General features: G+C 71.0%; 15 protein-coding genes. 6 read left to right on the forward strand and 9 right to left on the reverse strand.

Annotation, left to right across the window (positions count from 1 at the left end):
* Positions 1-4 precede the first annotated feature (4 nt).
* The 4 genes from AWQ71_RS24745 to AWQ71_RS24760 are packed head-to-tail and all read right to left on the reverse strand — an operon-like array spanning position 5 to position 3,809.
* Positions 5-814 carry a carbohydrate ABC transporter permease gene (locus AWQ71_RS24745; protein WP_067137227.1) on the reverse strand — a complete coding sequence of 270 codons (810 nt, stop codon included), beginning with the start codon at positions 812-814 and terminating at the stop codon, positions 5-7.
* Positions 811-1,692 (reverse strand): carbohydrate ABC transporter permease, encoded by an 882-nt coding sequence (locus AWQ71_RS24750; RefSeq protein ID WP_084259250.1) that lies wholly within the window; start codon positions 1,690-1,692, stop codon positions 811-813. The genes AWQ71_RS24745 and AWQ71_RS24750 overlap by 4 nt, the downstream gene beginning before the upstream one ends.
* Positions 1,689-2,942, reverse strand: coding sequence for an ABC transporter substrate-binding protein (locus AWQ71_RS24755; protein WP_067137229.1), 1,254 nt, complete (start codon positions 2,940-2,942; stop codon positions 1,689-1,691). The genes AWQ71_RS24750 and AWQ71_RS24755 overlap by 4 nt, the downstream gene beginning before the upstream one ends.
* 9 nt (positions 2,943-2,951) lie before the next feature.
* Entirely contained in the window at positions 2,952-3,809 is an 858-nt protein-coding gene (locus AWQ71_RS24760) for a poly(ethylene terephthalate) hydrolase family protein (RefSeq protein WP_067137231.1), read from the reverse strand.
* 66 nt (positions 3,810-3,875) lie between these two features.
* On the opposite strand from AWQ71_RS24760, the gene AWQ71_RS24765 reads away from it, so the two are divergent.
* Positions 3,876-4,562: a TetR/AcrR family transcriptional regulator gene (locus tag AWQ71_RS24765; RefSeq protein ID WP_084259251.1), complete on the forward strand. Its 687-nt coding sequence runs from the start codon at positions 3,876-3,878 to the stop codon at positions 4,560-4,562.
* Here AWQ71_RS24765 and AWQ71_RS24770 read toward each other — a convergent pair.
* The 3 genes from AWQ71_RS24770 to AWQ71_RS24780 all read right to left on the reverse strand — a co-directional run bounded on the left by AWQ71_RS24770 (position 4,532) and on the right by AWQ71_RS24780 (position 9,099).
* Positions 4,532-6,418 carry a hypothetical protein gene (locus AWQ71_RS24770; protein ID WP_218001950.1) on the reverse strand — a complete coding sequence of 629 codons (1,887 nt, stop codon included), beginning with the start codon at positions 6,416-6,418 and terminating at the stop codon, positions 4,532-4,534. The genes AWQ71_RS24765 and AWQ71_RS24770 overlap by 31 nt on opposite strands.
* Positions 6,419-6,438: 20 nt before the next feature.
* Positions 6,439-8,019, reverse strand: a complete 1,581-nt coding sequence (locus tag AWQ71_RS24775) for a zinc-binding metallopeptidase family protein (protein WP_067137235.1) — start codon at positions 8,017-8,019, stop codon at positions 6,439-6,441.
* 69 nt (positions 8,020-8,088) lie between these two features.
* Positions 8,089-9,099 (reverse strand): LacI family DNA-binding transcriptional regulator, encoded by a 1,011-nt coding sequence (locus AWQ71_RS24780; protein WP_157570542.1) that lies wholly within the window; start codon positions 9,097-9,099, stop codon positions 8,089-8,091.
* A 167-nt stretch (positions 9,100-9,266) separates the two neighbouring features.
* Here AWQ71_RS24780 and AWQ71_RS24785 point away from each other — a divergent pair, with 167 nt between their 5' ends.
* From AWQ71_RS24785 to AWQ71_RS24805, 5 genes are all read left to right on the forward strand, one after another.
* Complete coding sequence (locus tag AWQ71_RS24785; protein ID WP_067137236.1) at positions 9,267-10,556, forward strand: ABC transporter substrate-binding protein; 1,290 nt, start codon at positions 9,267-9,269, stop codon at positions 10,554-10,556.
* Positions 10,550-11,404 (forward strand): carbohydrate ABC transporter permease, encoded by an 855-nt coding sequence (locus AWQ71_RS24790; RefSeq protein ID WP_067137239.1) that lies wholly within the window; start codon positions 10,550-10,552, stop codon positions 11,402-11,404. The genes AWQ71_RS24785 and AWQ71_RS24790 overlap by 7 nt, the downstream gene beginning before the upstream one ends.
* Positions 11,401-12,219 carry a carbohydrate ABC transporter permease gene (locus AWQ71_RS24795; protein ID WP_067137241.1) on the forward strand — a complete coding sequence of 273 codons (819 nt, stop codon included), beginning with the start codon at positions 11,401-11,403 and terminating at the stop codon, positions 12,217-12,219. Before AWQ71_RS24790 ends, AWQ71_RS24795 begins: the two co-directional genes overlap by 4 nt.
* A complete protein-coding gene (locus AWQ71_RS24800) occupies positions 12,216-13,205 on the forward strand; it encodes a serine hydrolase domain-containing protein (RefSeq protein ID WP_067137243.1) in 990 nt (329 codons plus the stop codon). The genes AWQ71_RS24795 and AWQ71_RS24800 overlap by 4 nt, the downstream gene beginning before the upstream one ends.
* Before the next feature lie 116 nt (positions 13,206-13,321).
* The gene (locus tag AWQ71_RS24805; RefSeq protein ID WP_169806620.1) at positions 13,322-15,820 is read left to right on the forward strand and encodes an alpha-L-rhamnosidase; all 2,499 of its coding nucleotides are present in this window, start codon (positions 13,322-13,324) and stop codon (positions 15,818-15,820) included.
* 46 nt (positions 15,821-15,866) lie between these two features.
* Here AWQ71_RS24805 and AWQ71_RS24810 read toward each other — a convergent pair whose 3' ends face one another.
* Both AWQ71_RS24810 and AWQ71_RS24815 read right to left on the reverse strand, forming a co-directional pair.
* On the reverse strand, positions 15,867-16,949 hold the full coding sequence (locus AWQ71_RS24810) for an epoxide hydrolase family protein (protein WP_067137246.1): 1,083 nt from the start codon (positions 16,947-16,949) through the stop codon (positions 15,867-15,869).
* Positions 16,946-17,644 (reverse strand): alpha/beta fold hydrolase, encoded by a 699-nt coding sequence (locus AWQ71_RS24815; protein ID WP_067137248.1) that lies wholly within the window; start codon positions 17,642-17,644, stop codon positions 16,946-16,948. The genes AWQ71_RS24810 and AWQ71_RS24815 overlap by 4 nt, the downstream gene beginning before the upstream one ends.
* Positions 17,645-17,696 lie beyond the last annotated feature (52 nt).

Genomic DNA, 17,696 nt, shown 5'->3' on the forward strand with positions numbered 1-17,696 from the left:
GGGATCATCGTTTCAGCCCTCCGAAGGTGAGCCCCGCCACGTAGTAGCGCTGCAGCGCCACCATCAGGATGAACGGCGGCACGGCGGTGACCAGTGCCGCGGTGGTGGTCAGGTGATAGGTGATGCCGACCTCGCTCTGGAAGTTGGCCAGCCCCACCGGCAACGGCCACAGCTCCTGCTCGTTGGCCACGATCAGCGGCCACAGCAGGTTGTCCCACTGTGCCAGGAAATGCACGAGGAACAGGGTGATGAGCGCGGGCTTGAGCAGCGGCGCGGCGATGCGCGCGAAGATGCGGAACTCCCCCGCGCCGTCGACCCGCGCGGCCATGAGCAGCTCCTTCGGGATGCCGAGGGCGAACTGCCGCACCAGGAAGACGCCGAACGCGCTGATCATGCCGGGCACCATCATGCCCTGGAAGGTGTTGACCCAGCCGAGCTCCTTCACGATGAGGAAGACGGGGATGACCAGGACCATCGGGGTGAGCGCGAGCGTGCCGATCACCAGCGCGAACAGGACGCGGCGGCCGGGGAAGGACAGCTGGGCCATCGCGTATCCGGCGGCGGCCGAGAAGATCACGTCCAGGACGCCGGTGCCGACGCACAGGATGAGGCTGTTGCGCAGGTAGGTGGGCAGGTTGCCCTCACCGAACAGCAGCCCGATGTTCTCGGGCAGGTGGAAGCCGTTGAAGACCAGCCCGCGCAGGTCGGTGTCGTCGGGCGCCGAGGCGACGACGAGCATGGCGTAGACCGGCAGCAGCATGAACCCGACCGCGACGATCAGCCAGACGGCGCGCAGGATCGTTCCCGCTCTCATTCGTCGCCTCCCTTCAGGAACCCGAACTGCAGCGCCGAGACGATCACCATGGCGGCGAGCAGCACCATGCCCATCGCGGCGGCGTAGCCCATGTGCTCGTAAGGGAAGGCGTTGGCCCAGATGTAGTACGGCAGCACCTGGGTGGCGTCGGCGGGCCCGCCGCCGGTGAGCAGGAAGGCGGGCACGAACGCCTGCATCGATCCGGCCACCGAGATGACCAGGACGAACAGCAGGGTCCGGCGCAGCAGCGGGAGCGTGATCCGGGTGAACGTGGTCACCGCGCCTGAGCCGTCGATGGCGGCGGCCTCGTACACCTCGCCGGGCAGCGCCTGCAGCCCGGCGGTCAGGATGATCACGAACAGCCCCATGCTCTTCCAGACGACCATCACGACCAGGGCCCAGATGGCCAGGTCGGAGCTGGTCAGCCAGGACTGCGGATCGATCCCGACCAGGCCGAGGAGGGTGTTGGCCAGGCCGCGGTCGGAGTAGATGATCACCCAGACCATGGACGTGGCGGCGAGCGGCATCACGGCCGGAATCATGACGAGCGCTCTGAGCCAGCGGTTGAGCCGCCCCGGCCTGCTCAGCGGCACGGCCACCAGCAGGGCCAGCACGATCGTCGGGACGACCGTGCAGACCGTGTAGACGACGGTGATCCACGCCGAGTTGAGGAAGCCGGGGTCGGCGAACATGCGCTCGTAGTTGGCGAGGCCGATCCAGTTGGGTGTCCCTGCCATCTCGTAGTCGGTGAAGCTGAGATAGATGGCGGCCAGGAACGGGACGAGCCAGAACACGACGAAGAAGACGGCCACCGGGAGGGTCAGCGCCACGCCCGCCGTGGCCTGGGGCCGGGCTCTGACCCTGCCGAGTACGCTCACAGGGCCAGTCGCACGGTGGAGTCGAAGGTCGCCGCGGCCTGGGCGGGGGTCGACTTGCCGTAGGCGACGGAGTCGACGGCGCCGGCCGCGGCCTTCGCCAGTTCGAGGGTGCCGGGGATGATCGGGCCGAAGTCGACGTGCGGGATGCTGTCGGCGACGATCCGCATGATCTCGGACTTGCCGCGCGGCCCGGCGTCGCGCCAGCCGTTGGTCGGGATGATGATGCCATTGTCGAGGTTGGCGGTCACCGACGGGGCGCCCTGCAGGTAGTTGACGAGGTGCCAGGCGGTGAACTGGTTGGGCGAGTCCTTGGCCACGCCCCAGCCCCAGGTGTAGGCGGGAACGACGGGCGGGCCGCCGGCCCAGGTGGGCATGGGCGCGACGCCGTACTGCTTGCCGAAGGTGAGTGTGTCCTTGCCCAGCTTCTCCAGCGCGGGGCCGAGGAAGGCGCCGCTGACGACCATGGCGGCCTCACCGGAGTAGAACAGGCCGAGCGCGCCCAGCGGGTTGGAGAGCGTGGGGTTGCCGATCCCCGACATGTACGTCAGGGCGCTGAGGCCCTGCTCGGTGGCCAGCGACGCCTTCGCGCCGCCCGCCGAGACGAGCTCGCCGCCCTTGCCCTGGATGAGGGCGGTCAGCATCATGAGGGCCCACTGCGGGTCGCCGTAGAGCCACTGCAGACCGACCCGCCTGCGGTCCTTGGAGGTGAGCTTGGCGCTGTACTCGGCGACCTCCTCCCAGGTCACCGGGGGCTTGTCGGGGTCGAGTCCGGCCTCCTCGAACCGGTCCTTGCGGTAGTAGAGCATGCAGGGGTTGAAGTCGATGGGCACGCCGTAGGGCACGTCCTGGTAGGTGAGCGGGGCGGTCGTGCCCGGCTCGTAGTCCTGGAGCGAGAGCGCCCTGGTGTCGACGGGCGCGAGCCGCTTCTTCTTGGCGTGCGCGGGGAAGCTCCAGTGGCCGATCTTGAAGACGTCGGGCGGGGCGCCGCCGCTGAAGGCGGTCAGCAGTTTGGCGTCGAGCTGGCCCACGGGCAGGTAGAGCAGCTTCACGTCGACCTTGAACTCGGCGATGTAGCGGTGCACGAGCTCCTGGAACTGCTGGCCGGTGTCCTGCGAGCCGTGCAGCCAGACGGTGACCTCGCCGTGCGGCCTGCCGTCCGCGGCCTGCTGCCGAGGCCGGTCCTTGCCGCATCCGGCGAGCAGGGCGAGCGCGCCGACGGCGAGTAGCCCACGCCGCGTCAGATCCGCCATGGGGGTCTCCTAGGTGAGGTTCTTGAGAGCCTGGTTCTGCCAGGCGGTGTTGGTGGGGAGCTCGGGGGTGCTGCCGGCGAACACCCCGCGGGCCTGGGTGTCGGCCTGGAGGCGGTACCTCAGCCAGGCGGTCACGTAGCCGAGGAAGGCCCCGCCGGTGTTCTGGATGTCGTTGTGCCCCGCGCCCTTGAGCAGCGCCCGGCCCGCTCCGGCGGTGGCCTGGTCGTAGTAGCCCTGCACGGTCGCGGCCGAGGAGATCAGCCAGTCGTTCGCGCCGCTGAGGAGGAGCACCGGGCAGGTCAGGTCGGCCACGGAGAACTCGTCTCCCGGGCTGGCCATCCACTGCGCGGGCACGGAGATCGGCACGACGGTCTTGATCAGCCCGGCGGAGTGGTTGGTCGCGTTGATGGATCCGCCCGCGCCCTGGGAGTGGCCGACGGCGGCGACCTGGGCGGTGTCCAGCTTGCCGTGGAAGACGCTGGCGGGGTCGGTGTTGAGGCCGATGAGGTGCTGGGCGGCGGCGAGGATCTCGGCGCCGGTGCCCGTGGTCGTGCTGGTGGAGGCGACCACCGCGAAGCCCCACGAGGCGAGGTGGTTGAGCAGCCCCGGATAGTTGTCGGGGGTGGCCCACGAGCCGTTGCCCCATGTGACGATCGGGTGGGTGACGCCGCCCGAGCCCAGGGTCTGCGGGTAGTAGAGCCGGTGGCCGCCCGAGGTGCCGGTGGCGACCGGCCACGGACCCGGCGCCTTGTAGATCGTCTCGATGGTGGAGGCGGCGTTGGCCTCGGTGGTCCACGACAGGAATCCGGCCGACATGAGGCCGAGCGCCCCTGCCCGCAACGCCTGCCGACGGGTGAAGTTCTCCATGGTCACCTCGTAGGTTATTTGGAGACGTGAACGTCTCCTAAGAGAGGGAAGTACGATCGGTGAGCGATGTCAAGACATGAACAGAAGGAAGTTCCGGCGGCCCGGCCACTCCCCAGGGGGCGGCACGGGCTCTCCCCCGACACGGTGCGCAGCTCCCAGCGAGAGCGCCTCGTGGAGGCCATGCTGAGGCTCGTCGCGAGGCGTGGATACGCCGCCACGAGCGTGCCGGACGTGATCGCCGCCGCGCGGGTCTCGCGCAACGCCTTCTACGCCCAGTTCGCCGACAAGGAGGCGTGCTTCCTCGCCGGATGCGAGCGCGACCTGCCCGCGATGGTCGACTCGATCCACGCGGCCGCGTCGGGGGCGGGCGACCGCTGGAGCGAGGCGCTCCGGCTGGGGTTGGCCGCCTACCTGCGGTGGTGGCAGGAGCGCCCGGAGTACGCGCAGGCGTACTTCGTGGAGTTGCCGAGGGCGGGTGAGCGGGCCGTCGAGCAGCGGGACGCCGCCTACCGGCCCTTCCTCGACATGCTCGGGGCGCTGGCCGCGCGGGCCAGGCTGGAGGATCCCTCGCTGCCGCCGCTGCGTGCCGCGGTGCCCCGCCTGATCGTCTACGGGACCACCGAGTTCATCGCCTCGGAGGTGCGTGCGGGCCGCGTCGCCACGCTGACGTCGTCGGCCGGCGACCTCTACCACTACACGGTCGCCCTGCTCGCCGGCCCCGATCACGGCATCGCGACCACCCCTTCCGCCTGAACCAGCCAGCCTTCGGGGAAGCACCCCTCCGCCGCCATGTGGGCGACGGCGGCCAGCAGGCCGCCGTTGCCCGGCAGGTAGAGGGGCAGCAGGCCGGGCCACTGGTGGTTGTGGCCGCTGGCCAGGTAGGTGTTCTTCGGGGCGTCCATCAGCAGCGCGTCCACGGCGGTGTCAGGCTCGCCGAGCCTGGCCGCGCACATGGCGAGCATCGGATAGTCCCAGCCCCAGGTGCTCTCCAGATCCCAGTTGGAGAGCACGTCGTGCAGGGTGGCCCGCATGGTCTCGGGATCGATCAGCGGGGTGGGCGGCACGAACCCGAGCGCGCCGGTCATCGAGGGGTGGTCGGTCCTGATCGTGTACGGCTCCACACCGATGGCCGCGTAGACGCCGTCGCGCACCAGCGGCCGGGCCAGGCCGTGCAGGACCCGCGCCCACTCCGGGTCGGGGCCCCGGCCGAGCAGGCCCCGCCACCGCTGGGCCGTCTCCAGCCCCCACCACCAGTAGGCCAGCTCGAACGTGGGATCCCGCACCAGCCGCCTGGACTCGTAGTAGGACTCCTGCGCCGGGACCAGCGGCGGCCCCAGATGCCCGCCGCCCGCGAAGGAGGCCATGAACTCGGCCGTCTCGAACACCAGGTCCCGGTAGTCCTCCAGCGCCCCCGGGCGGATCCGGCGGAGCAGCTCGGCGAAGTAGATCAGGTGCGGCTGCTGCCAGACGATGAAGGCGCCGATCTCGCTCGGGCTCTCCCTGCCCTCCGGCCCCACCTGCTTGGGCCAGCGGGCGCCGCGGAAACCCTGCCGCGCGGCCGTGGCCCTGGCCCGCGGCAGGATCGAGCGATACCACGGCAGGCTCCGCTCCAGCAGCTCGGGCCTGCCCCACAGGGCGAAGTGGGCGGCGTGCCACCAATGCATCTCCAGGTGGAACTTGCCGCTCCAGGAGTTGACGGCCAGCCCGGTCTCCTGCGGCGGGGTGGAGCCCGCGCAGTTCACCGCGGTGAGGTACTGCGAGAGCACGACCCGGCGTTCGAGCTCGGGCGCTCGCGGGTCGGTGCTGCCGTCGAAGCTCACCGCTCCCCCGCTCGTCCAGAACCTCTCCCAGTGGGCGGCGGCGGCCGTACGGACCTGGGAGAAGGACGGGAGGGCGGCGCCGACGGGGAGGCGGGCGAACTCGACGACGAGCTCCAGCTCGTCGCCCTGGATCAGGTACACGTGAGCGCCGGGCGACGTGAGCCGCGCCGGCCCCGCCCACTCGGCGGCCACGTGGTATCGGTCCGCGTCCAGGACGCGGGTGAAGTCGCAGCGCGAGCCGTACGGCGTGCGCGTGAGCGCGTGCGTGGTGGTGTGCCTGTCGGGTTTGTCCCAGTCGGCGGTGGTGTGCCAGCCGTCGCTGGCGTAGGGGAAGGCGATCCTGATCCCCGCGCCGCCCACGACACGGATGGCCAGCAGGTCGCGCTCGGGGTGACAGACCGTCTCCACCTCATGCGGCAGGCCGCCCAGCTCGAAGGAGCTGGACAGCGTGCCGGTCCACAGGTCGAGGGTCTGCGCCGACCGGCCGAGCGGGGCGGCCTCGTCGACGTCGAGGCCGATCCGGCCGAGATGCAGGCGGTGCGGGTTCACGTGCAGCCAGCCGCCCGCCTCGGTGGCCGGATACAGGTCCGGATAGCCGACGCCGTCGTAGTCGGTGAACGCGTCCTCCAGCACGTGGCCCTTGGGGTTGGGCATCGTGTGCCAGCCCCACTGCGCCTGCGTGCCCAGCGGCGCGAAGGTCTGCAGCCCGGTGGCGTCGGCGGTGAAGGCGAACTCCCCGTTGCCGACGGTGAGCGGACACCCGGCGTCGGCGATGGTGTGCCGACGCACGAGCGTCCTCCTGTCGATGCTCACGCACACCCCGGCGTGCCGGAGGCGCGCTGCTGGCGCATGGCGGTCACGTCGCCCGCGACGGCCGACTGGGCCATCGGGCCGAGGCCGAGCACGACGTCGGTGAAGGCGAGCGACGCCTTGCGCATCGCCGGCAGGTCGATCGCCTCGGTCCCGAACTGCGGCGAGAACAGCGTCTTGGGCGAGGCGATGGGCGAGATGACGGGCAGCAGGTGCTGGTTGTACGGCGTGCCCTCGCCGCCGAAGCCGCAGTGGTGCGGCACCGTGGTGAGATCCGCCGCCGACAGGCCCTTGAGGACCGCGGTGCGCTTCACGTCCCGGTACTGGATGTGACCCTTGACCAGTTCGCGCAGCGGCGTGCTCTCGCTGACGGGGACCATCAGCAGCTCGGTGAGGGTGGGGTCGGCGACGAGCTGCTTGCCGGGCAGGCCGTTCGGCCTGGCGACCGCGTTGTAGCGCTTGGCGCCGAGGTGCTCAAGCACGACGACGGAGGAGACCCCGCCCTGGTCGTACTCGGCGTCGAGCTGGGCGGCGAGCTGACCCGCGCCGCCCTCGCGGACGTTGGGGCCGGTCAGGTGCTGGTAGAGGTGGCCGGTCACGAACGCGAACTGCACGGTGCGCGGACGGCACTCCACCGGTAGCGACGACAGGTAGCGGGCCATCTCGATCATGGTGAGCGGGCCGTTGTCCCACACCGGGCTCATGCCGTCGGTGTGGCTCTCCACGACGATCTTCTGGGCGCTCCCGCCGGGAAGCGTCGCGAGCAGGGTGCGGGTCGTCGTCGGCGTCCAGGCGGCGTTCACGGTCAGCGCGGCCTGGACCGGCTGCCCGGCGGCCAGCGCGTCCTTGATCTGCTTGCCCTGGTCGGCGCCGACGTACGCGCCCGGCACGCTGTACGGCAGGCCCTCGTAGGGCGCGTACATGCCCTGGATCTGGGCATGCGGGAGCTGGCTGACCTCGATCACGCCCACCGCGCCCGCGGCGGCGGCGGCCTTGAGGTCGGCGTCGGCCGCGGCCGGGGCCTCCATCGACTCCGAGCCGAGCAGGTTGATCGTGTTGGCCGGGTCGTACATGGAGTAGCCGAGGCCGAGCGGATAGAACAGCAGGTTGGGCACGTTGGTCCACGGCAGGTCCCTGACGACGATCTTCCCGGCGGCGTTGGCCGCGGTGATGTTCGTCCCCGCGGCCAGGTGGACGAGCGGCGCCGAGACGCCGCCCGCGCCGGTCGAGGAGGAGAACGGCACGGGGGCCGCGACCTGCACGGCCGTACCGCCGACGGTCAGGCCGGTGCCGAGGCTGTCCCAGCGGTCGATGGCGTAGGGCAGCGAGGAGAACTGGAGGCCGGGGATGGCCGCCATCTCGTCCTCCAGCCAGTCGACGTAGTCGGCGTGCGCGGCGGAGCCGGTCGGCCTGGGGCCGAACGCCTCCTGCTGGTCGGCCAGGGTGCTCAGGCGGGCCTCGGAGGCGAACGCGGCGGGGTCGACCCTGACCGGGCAGGACAGAGCGGCCGCCTGGGCGAAGGCCGGTTGCGCGGGCGCGACCAGCGGGAGGAGGAGCGCGAGGAGAGCGAGTCGTCTCACGTGGGGGGTCCTTCCATTGAATCGTTTCAATATGTGGTCCGCGACAGTCCCCCGACGTGCGGTCGCTTCTCAGGGGCGAGGCGGTCCGGTGGTTCCGCGGACGATCAGCGTGGGCGACACCGACGACGTCACCGATCGTGAGCGTCCCTCGATGCGTTCGACGAGCAGTTGCGCGGCGGTCGCCCCGATCACGTGCCCGTCCTGGTCGACGCTGGTGAGCGAGATGCGCTTGAGCGAGGCGATGCCGATGTTGTCGTATCCGGCGACGGAGAGGTCCTCCGGCACCGACAGGCCCGCCTCGTCGGCGGCGCGCAGCACGCCGAGCGCCGCGATGTCGGCCCCGGCGAAGATCGCGGTGGGCCGGTCGTCGCGCGCGAGCAGTTCCCGCGCGCCCTCGAAGCCGCCCTCCTCGGTGAAGGAGGTGGCCAGCACGTCGTCGGCGAGTCCGTGGGCGCGCATCGCCTGGCGGTAGCCTTCGGCGCGCACCGTGTGCGGCAGTCCCTGGGCGCGGGCCCGCTCCAGGTGGGTGATGTGCGCGATCCGGGTGTGCCCGAGCCCGACCAGGTGGTCGACCACGAGCCCCGCCCCCATCACGTCGTCGTCGACGACCGCGTCGTAGGCCGCGGCGCCGCCGTGCCGACCCACCACGACGACCGGGATGGCCGCCGCGATGGCGGCGAGTTCGGCGTCCGTCATGACCGGCGAGATCAGGATGAGCCCGTCCATGCTCCGGTCGATCATGGCGTCGGTCATCCTGGCCTGCGTCTTGGGCTCGATCCCGCCAGGTCCGAGCAGCACCTGGTACTCGGTGTCGCCCAGCCGGCCGGTGACGCCCTCGATGATGTCGGGGAAGAACGGGTTGCGGGTGTCCGAGAGCATGACGCCGAGGGTGTAGGTGCGTCCGCGCAGGGCGCGGGCCGCGGCGTGCGGGCGGTAGCCCAGCTCGTCGATGGCCTGCGTCACCTTGGCCTGCATCTCCGCGCTCACGCCGTAGGCACCGCGCACCACCTTGGACACGGCGGCCGTGGAAACCCCGGCTCGCCTGGCCACATCGGCGATCGTCACCCGTCCGCTCGTCACACGCCGTCCTTCATCGAGTTTTCGTAGAACGAACTACACGCTTTTCTGAAAAGCGAGGCTAGCCCGTCACTGATCCTCAGGTCTACCTCTTGACGGGCGATTCTCTCGTGCCCTAACAATGGAGAACGTTCTACACAATACCCCCTCACATGAACAGGAGCACGGGCGTGAGAGCACCATCTCGTCTGCTCGGCTCGGCGATCGGCGCCGTCCTCGCCCTGTCCCTCTCCGGCTGCGGGTCGTCCGCCCCGGAGGGCACCGGTCAGGTGAAGCTGACCCTTTGGCACAACAGCGCGGACCCGGCGCCGCTGCTGGAGATGTACAAGAAGTTCGAGAAGCAGTCCGGCCACAAGATCGAGCTCATATCGATCCCGTCCGACGGCTTCGAGGACACCACCCAGACCAAGTGGGCCACCGGCGACCGCCCGGACATCCTGGAGTACCACGCGACGGCGAGCGGCCTGCTCGCCCTCAACCCGGCCGAGAACCTGCGCGACCTGACCGGCGAGGCGTACATCGCCAGGTCCGGCGACCTCTACCAGAGCGCCGGGGCTGTCAACGGCAAGGTCTACGCCGCCATCACCGGCTTCCCCCAGGTCTTCGGCCTCTACTACAACAAGAAGGTCTTCACCGCGGCCGGGCTGACCCCGCCCACGAACTTCGCCGAGCTCGCCGCCACCTGCCCCAAGCTCAAGGCCGCCGGGGTCACGCCGGTCTTCGAGTCGGGCGGGTCGATCTGGCCGGTGCAGATCCTGCCCATCCTCTACCTGGCCGGCGCCAACCAGTCCAACGCGTACGGCAAGGCCATCGCGGGCCACAGCAGCACGCTGGCCGACGCGGGCTCGCCCTTCGTCGCCGGTCTGACCGCCTACGCCAAGCTGCAGGCCGACGGCTGCTTCAACAAGGACATCGTCACCGCCAAGTTCGAGGACTCCATGAAGGCCCTCGTGACCGGCAAGGCCGCCATGGTCGCCCAGCACTCCGACATGCTCCCCGCCCTCCTCGCGGCCGCGGGCGGCGACCAGAAGACCGTCGACGAGTCCGTCGGCTTCGTCGGCCTGTCGAGCGACAAGCCGCTCGTGACCTACGCGCCCGGCCCGATCGGCACGTTCTACCTGCCCAAGACCGGTGACGCGGCGCGGGAGAAGGCGTCGCTCGACTTCGTGCGCTTCATGACCGGCCCGGCCTACGCCGAGTACATCAACGCGTCCAAGACCTTCCCCGTGTTCACGGACGTGCCCAACCCGCAGGGCGTCTCGTCCGTGCTGCAGGACGTCAAGAAGGCGTACGACACCGGCGCGGTCATCGCCTTCAACTCCGACATCCCCGGCATGGGCGGGCTGGCCCAGCTCATGTCCGAGCTGATCGCCGGGCAGAAGGATCCGCAGAAGGCGGCGACCCAGCTGCAGGGCCAGGTCGAGCAGGCGGCCAAGGCGGCAGGGTTGCCCGGATGGTGATGCGGAACAGGGCGGCCTGGCTGCCCTGGGCACTGCCCTCGATCGTGCTGGTCACGGTCTTCTTCCTCGCCCCGTTCCTGCTCAACGTCCGGTTCGCGTTCTCCTCCTGGACGAGCTTCCGAGCCGAGATCACCTGGAACGGGCTGGAGAACTTCCGCACGCTGATCGACCAGGACCTGCTGGCCAACGCGGTCACCGTGACCGTGCTGTACGCGATCCTGTGCATGGCGATCCAGAACACGGTCAGCCTCTCGCTGGCCCTGGCCCTCCAGCGGACCAGCCGGATCAACACCGTCTTCCGCTCGGCGTTCTTCCTGCCGACGCTCATCTCGCCGCTGGCCGCCGGATACATCTGGCGCGGGCTGCTCGCCCCCGACGGGGCGGTCAACTCCTTCCTCGGCATCGAGTGGGCGTGGCTGGGCGAACCGTCCACCGCGCTGGCGGTGGTCGCGTTCATCGACGCGTGGAAGTGGAGCGGGCTGATCACCCTCGTCTACATCGCGGGCCTCAACTCCATCCCGAAGTCGCTGCTGGAGTCGGCGACCGTCGACGGGGCCGGGCCGTGGACCCGGTTCCGGCGGGTGGTGTTCCCGATGCTCGCCCCGGCGCTGACCTTCAACGTGGCGGTCACGCTGGTGGGCGCGCTCAGCGCGTACGACGTGATCGCCGCCACCACCGGCGGCGGGCCCGGCGACCACACGCGGGCCCTGAACGTGGTGATGCGCCAGCAGTGGGGGCAGGGCTTCTTCGGCTCCGCCAGCGCGCTGGGGTTCACCGTGACGCTGCTGGTGATCGCCACCGCCGTGCCCCTCGTGTGGTGGCTGCGGCGCAGGGAGGTGGCGGGATGAGAGCGGTCCTCAAGTACACGGCGCTGACGCTCTTCGCGATCCCGTGGGTGCTCGTGCCCATCTGGCTCGTGGTGGTCAACTCGTTCAAACCCGCGGGCGAGGCCGCCGAGCTGGGCCTCGGCCTGCCCAGGACGTGGGCGATCGCCGAGAACTACGGCATCGTGCTCGACCGGGGCGGCTACCTGACGGGGCTGGTCAACAGCCTCAAGGTGACCGTGCCGATCGTGGTGGCCGTGGTGTTCCTCGGCGCGGCGGCGGCGTGGGCGTTCGGGCGCAGCCGGTCGCGGTGGCTGCAGGCGGCCTACTTCGTGATGGGGCTGTCGATCCTGCTGCCGCCGTCGATCATCCCGACCGTCTACCTGCTGCGCGCCCTGTCGCTGGACGGCGGCTCGCTCGGCTACGTGCTGGCGATGACCGGCTGCCGCCTGGGCATCGTGATCTTCCTGGCGACCGGATTCGTCCGGGCGTTCCCCCGCGACCTGGAGGACGCCGCCGCCATCGACGGCGCCTCCCGCCCGCAGGTCTTCGTCCGCATCCTGCTGCCCCTGCTGCGGCCGGTGCTGTTCGTCGGCGGCGTGATCTTGATCATCAACGTCTGGAACGACTTCTTCTTCGCGCTCTTCCTGCTCCAGGGCAGCGCGAACGCCACGCTGCCGCTGAGCCTGTTCCAGTTCGCCTCCGGCACCTTGCAGAGCCTGAACTGGAACCTCGTCTTCGCCCACGTCCTGCTCACCACGCTGCCCCTCGTGGCGGTGTACGTCGTCGCGCAGAAGCGCGTCCTGGCCGGCCTTACGGAAGGTGCACTCAAGGGATGACCACTCACGAAATCGCGCTCGACTGGGTCAGGCGCGAGATCAAGGAGGGGCGGCTTCCGTGCGCGGTGTTCGGCGCCGCCACCTCCGACGGGATCCAGGTGCTGGAGGCGTTCGGCGAGCACGACGGCCGGAAGACCAGGACCGAGGATCATTTCGCGCTGTTCTCGGTGACCAAGCCGCTGACGGGGCTGGTCGCCCTGCGCCAGGTCGAGCGCGGGCTGCTGTCGCTGCGCCGCCCGCTGCGGGACGTACTGCCGAACTTCGCGCGGCCCGACGTGACGCTCTGGCATCTGCTCACCCACACCAGCGGCATCGCCGAGCAGACGCTCACGCCCGACGATCTGCTGGAGCACCTCGTCACCGCGCCGTCGATGTTCGAGGCAGGCACGCTCAGCCAGTACTCCAACCTGGCCTTCGCCGGGATCGCGGAGATGGTCCGCGACGTCACGGGCCGCGACATGGCCGACGTGATCGACTCCGACCTGAACACGCTGGTGCCGGGCGGCGGGCGCATCACGTTCGACCCAGAGTGCGACGCGGCCGAGGTCCACGGCCTCGAACTGCTCGGGCCCGGCTTCGACTTCGACAAGTTCGTACGGCTCCGCCACCCGGCGGGGGCGCTGTTCTCCCGCGCCGAGGACCTCCTGGCGCTGGGCGGGGCGCTGCTGCGCGGCGACCGCAAGCTGATCCACCCGACCACCCTGGCCGCCATGACGACCCCGCAGACGACGGGCCTGGTCAAGCTGCAGCCCGACCCGGTCAACGCCGGGCAGGACTGGGGCCTCACCTGGAACCTGCGCCACTCGGCTCCCGGGCTGCTCGACCGGCGGCTGTACGGGCACGGCGGCGCCTCGGGGTGCCAGTGGTGGATGTACCCGGAGCAGGACGCGTGCTTCGTGCTGCTGATCAACGTGATGGCGCCGAGCCTGTTCGGCGTCGACGTCGACGGTCTGCACAACGCCTTCACCACCGGGCTCGATGCGTGAACCGGGATTCGGGGGTGCTCGGAGTGCAGGTCTCAGGCGCGCAGGCGCCGTTCATCCGTTCGGCCCCGCCCGGTTCACGGGCGGGCCTGACGTGCGGTCTGGCGGATCCGGTGGGCGTGGACGAGCCGTCGCCCCGGCTGTCGTGGGACGCCCGGCTGTCCAAGGAGGCCACCGTGGTGGTGTCCTCGGACGGGCGCGAGGTGGGGCGGTCGTCCGTGCCTGCCGGATCGCACGGCGTGGACGTGCCGGATGAGTGGCTGGCGCCGCTGACGCCGTACACGTGGAGTGTGGAAGGGTACGCGACCGGCGCGTTCACCACGGGCCTGCGGGCGCGCGGTGAGTGGGACGCCCCCTGGCTGGCTGGCGACCCTCAGGCGGCGGTGAGCCTGCGCGGGTCGTTCACGTGGAGTCCCGCTCCCGGGCGCGCCTGGCTGGCCGCCACCGCGCTGGGCGTCTACCGGGCGCTGCTCAACGGGGTACGGCTGAGCGAGGAGGAGCTGGCCCCCGGCTGGACCGACTACGGCCACCGGACGCGCTATCGGCTGCTGGAGCTCACGGAGCTGCTCGTACCCGGCGAGAACGAGCTGGAGCTGTGGCTCGCTCCCGGCTGGTACGCGGGTCACATCGCCGGCGGAGGTCCGCGCCGCTACGGCGACCGGCCCGCCGCCAGCGCCCAGGTGCTCGTGCGGGACGACGACGGAGTCCGCCGCGTGTTCGCCACGGACGCGGCCTGGACCCGGCGGGATCTCGGCCGCCCGCGCGCCGACCTGGTGATGGGCGAAACCGTTCAGGCTCCTTCCCCGCAGGCCGGACCCGCCGACACGACGGCCGTCTCGGAGCTCCTGGTGGAGGCCGACCCCGCGCCCCCGGTGCGGGTGATCGGTACGGCACCCGCCGTGTCCGTGACCGAACCCGCGCCGGGTGTCCAGGTGGCCGACTTCGGGCGGAACGTCGTCGGGCGCGTACGGCTGCGCGTCGACGCGCCGGGCCCGGTACGGATCGTGGTGCGGCACGGGGAGGAGCTGACCGCGACCGGGCGGCTCTACACCGACAACCTGCGCACCGCGGACCAGCGTGACGAGTTCGTCCTCGGCCCCGGATCGCACGTCGTGGAGCCCGCGTTCACCCTGCACGGGTTCCGCTACGCGGAGGTCACCGGCTGGCCGGGCGCGCTGACGCCGGACGACCTGGAGGCGGTGCTGCTGTCCTCCGCGCTCGCCGTCACCGGCTCGCTGACCGTGAGCGATCCCGCCGTACGGCAACTCGTCGCCAACATCGGCGCGTCGGCGGACGGCAACCTGGTGAGCGTGCCGACCGACTGCCCGCAGCGCGACGAGCGGACCGGCTGGACGGCCGACATCTCGGTGTTCGGCTCGACGCTCAGCTTCCTTCGGCACACGCAGGCGTTCCTGTCCGGCTGGGTGACGACGCTGATCGACGGGCAGCGGGCCGACGGCGCGGTCCCGCATGTCGCGCCGATCCTGCCCGAGTACGGATACGACTCCCCCGTGTGGTCCGACGCGCTGGTCGAGGTGCCGTGGCTGCTGTGGCGGCGCTACGGCGACGACCGCACGCTGCGCCGCGCGTACGACCCGATGCGGCGGTGGGCCGACTACTGCCTGGCCCAGGCCGAGGACGGCATCAGACCGGGCCGGGCCCTGGGCGACTGGCTGGCCCCCGGCACGGTCGAGACGCCCAAGAGCCTCATCGCCACCGCCGCCCTCGCCCGCAGCCTCCGCCTGGTCGCGCACGTGGCCGACGTGCTCGGCCAGCCGCACGCGCCGGAGTACGGCGAGGCGTTCACCCGCGTGTCGGGCGCCTTCCAGCGGGCCTTCCTCAACGGGCCGAGGCTGCACACCGAGACGCAGACCGGCTACGCCGTCGCCCTCGCCTGGGACCTGGTCCCGCCCGAGGACCGGGCCGCGTCCGCGCAGGCGCTGGCCGAGCTGGTCCGCGCCGACGGGCACCGGCTCATGACGGGCTTCGTCGGCACCCCCCTGCTGCTGCCCGTGCTGTCGGAGACCGGCCACCACGACCTGGCGTGCCGGATCTTCAACCAGGAGGGCTATCCGTCCTGGCGCTACCAGCTCCGCGCCGGGGCGACGACCATGTGGGAGCGCTGGGACGCCTGGCACCACCGGCACGGCCTGCAGACACCGTCCATGAACTCCTTCAACCACTACGCCTACGGCTGCGTGGGCGACTGGCTGTTCCGGCATGTGGCGGGCCTGGGCGACGACCCGCGCGGGACGGGTGGCGGCTTCGGCGAGCTGCTGCTGCGTCCCGGCCCCGTCCCGCTGCTGCGCCAGGCGCACGCCCGCTACGAGAGCGCGTCGGGGACCGTCGAGTCGGGCTGGCGGGCCGGGCCCGACGGGGTCCAGTTCACGTTCGCCGTCCCGGAGGGCGTGACCGCCCGCGCGGTGCTGCCCGTGCGCGGCGCGTGGGACGGGATGGCCGTCAACGGCACCTTCCTCATGGGCCTCAGCGAGCAGCTGCCGACCACCAGGCTGGCCGACGGGGGCTGCGCCCTGAACCTGCCGCCGGGCCGCTGGTCGTTCACGGCCCCTGCGGCAGCCACGGCCCACCTACTCCAGGAGTGGGACGACCTGGGCTAGTGAGCTGCTGTGAGGCTTCGCGGTCACCACTCGTGTCGGCTTTTCGTCACCGAGTGGTGACTTCGGGTGTGGCGGTGAAGAACGTGCGGAGGTCGTCGGCGAGGAGCTGGGGTTCCTCTTGCGCGGCATGGTGTCCGCCCTTGTCGTAGGTGTTCCAGTGCACGATGGCGCTGTGGTCGCGTTCCGCGAGCGGGCGGATGGAGGGGAAGAAGTCGTCGGCGAAGCAGGCGAGGCCCAGCGGGAACGATGACGGCCCGGCAGGCGGCCTGTTGCCGTGATAGCCGATCAGGGCCGAGCTGCCGGCGGTGTCGGTCAGCCAGTGGATGGCGGCGTTGGTGAGGATGTAGTCGTCGCTCACCGCGTCGCCGAACAGCTGCAGGTTCCAGGCCAGCTGGCCGGCCGGGGAGTCGGCGAGCGCGTGCGCGAGGGTCTGGGGCTGGGTGGACTGGAGGCTGAGGTAGGCGCTCCGGCCGGTCATGAAGCGTTCCAGGGCGGCCAGTCTCGCCCGGTCGTCCGGTCCCAGCAGGGCGCGCTCCGCCGGATCGGCGGAGGGCAGGGAGAAGATCTGGGTGACGTGCACCCCGACGACGCGGTGCGGATCCAGGCGTCCGAGCTCGATGGAGATCATGGAGCCGACGTCGTTGCCGTGCGCGCCGTAACGCTCGTATCCGAGCCGGCGCATCAGCTCCGCCCACGCCGCGGCGACGCGGTGGCGGTTCCAGCCCGGCTCACGCGGTACGCCGGAGAACCCGAAGCCGGGCACTGAGGGGATGACGAGGTGGAAGGCGTCGCTCAGCCGGTCGATCAGCGGAAGGAACTCCACGACCGACATGGGCCAGCCGTGGGTGAGAATGAGCGGCAGGGCGTCCGGTCGGGCCGAACGGATGTGCAGGAAGTGCACGTCAAGCCCGTCGATCTCGGTCATGAACTGCGGATGGGCGTTGATCCGCCGCTCCCAGGCGCGCCAGTCGTAGCCGTCGCGCCAGTACTCGACCAGGCGCCGGACGCGGTCGGCGGGCACTCCGAGGTCGCGGCCGGGCAGCGGGCGGGTGAAGCGGGTCGCGGCCAGCCGGGCGGCCAGGTCATCCAGGGTCTCTTGCGGAATCTGAACCAGGTACGGGCGCATCATGACCGGGCCACCTCGTCCAGCGCTCGGGCCAGCAGCTCCGGTTCAGTGATCATCGGCCAGTGCCCGGCGTCCAGCGTGATCACTTCCAGGCCCGGCAGGCGCGGTGGGCCGCCCGGATCGGCCGCGCATGCGATGTAGGTGCGGGGCAGCCGCTGCGCGGCGCGCAGGTCGGCCGGCGCCGGGTCCTGGTAGGTGCCGATGGGCTGGCCGGCGCCGCGTGCCCGCAGCCAGGCCCGGTCCTCGGAGGTGAGCCCGTGCGCGCCGAAGTTGGCGTCGATGACCTCGTCACTCATCACCGGGATCCGCCCGCCCCGGACGGTTTCCATGATCGCTTCGACGATGGGCGCGGGCGTGCCGTCGAACAGGCTCTTGCCCGGCTCGGGCAGCAGCGCGGCGAGGTAGACCATGCGGGAGATTCGTTCGGGAATCGTGTTGGCGGCGATCGTGGCCGGGGCTCCGCCGTAGGAGTGCGCCACGAGCACCACCTCGCGCAACCCGGCGTACTCGATCGCGGCCGTGATGTCGCGGGCATGCGTGGTGAGCGTCGTGTCCGGCGAGCCCAGATGCGTGCGGTCGCCGAAGCCGGTGAGCGTCAGCGGATGCACCTGGTGCCCGTACGCGGTCAGCAGCGGCGTGACGCGCTCCCAGGCCCATGCGCCGAGGAACGAACCGCCGACAAGGACGATGGTCGACATCGGGTCGACTCCTTTCAATCGATCTCTTACCGGCGCAAGGCTAGGGACGATT

The sequence above is a fragment of the Microtetraspora malaysiensis genome, from assembly GCF_001528665.1.
Lineage (GTDB): Bacteria > Actinomycetota > Actinomycetes > Streptosporangiales > Streptosporangiaceae > Microtetraspora_A > Microtetraspora_A malaysiensis.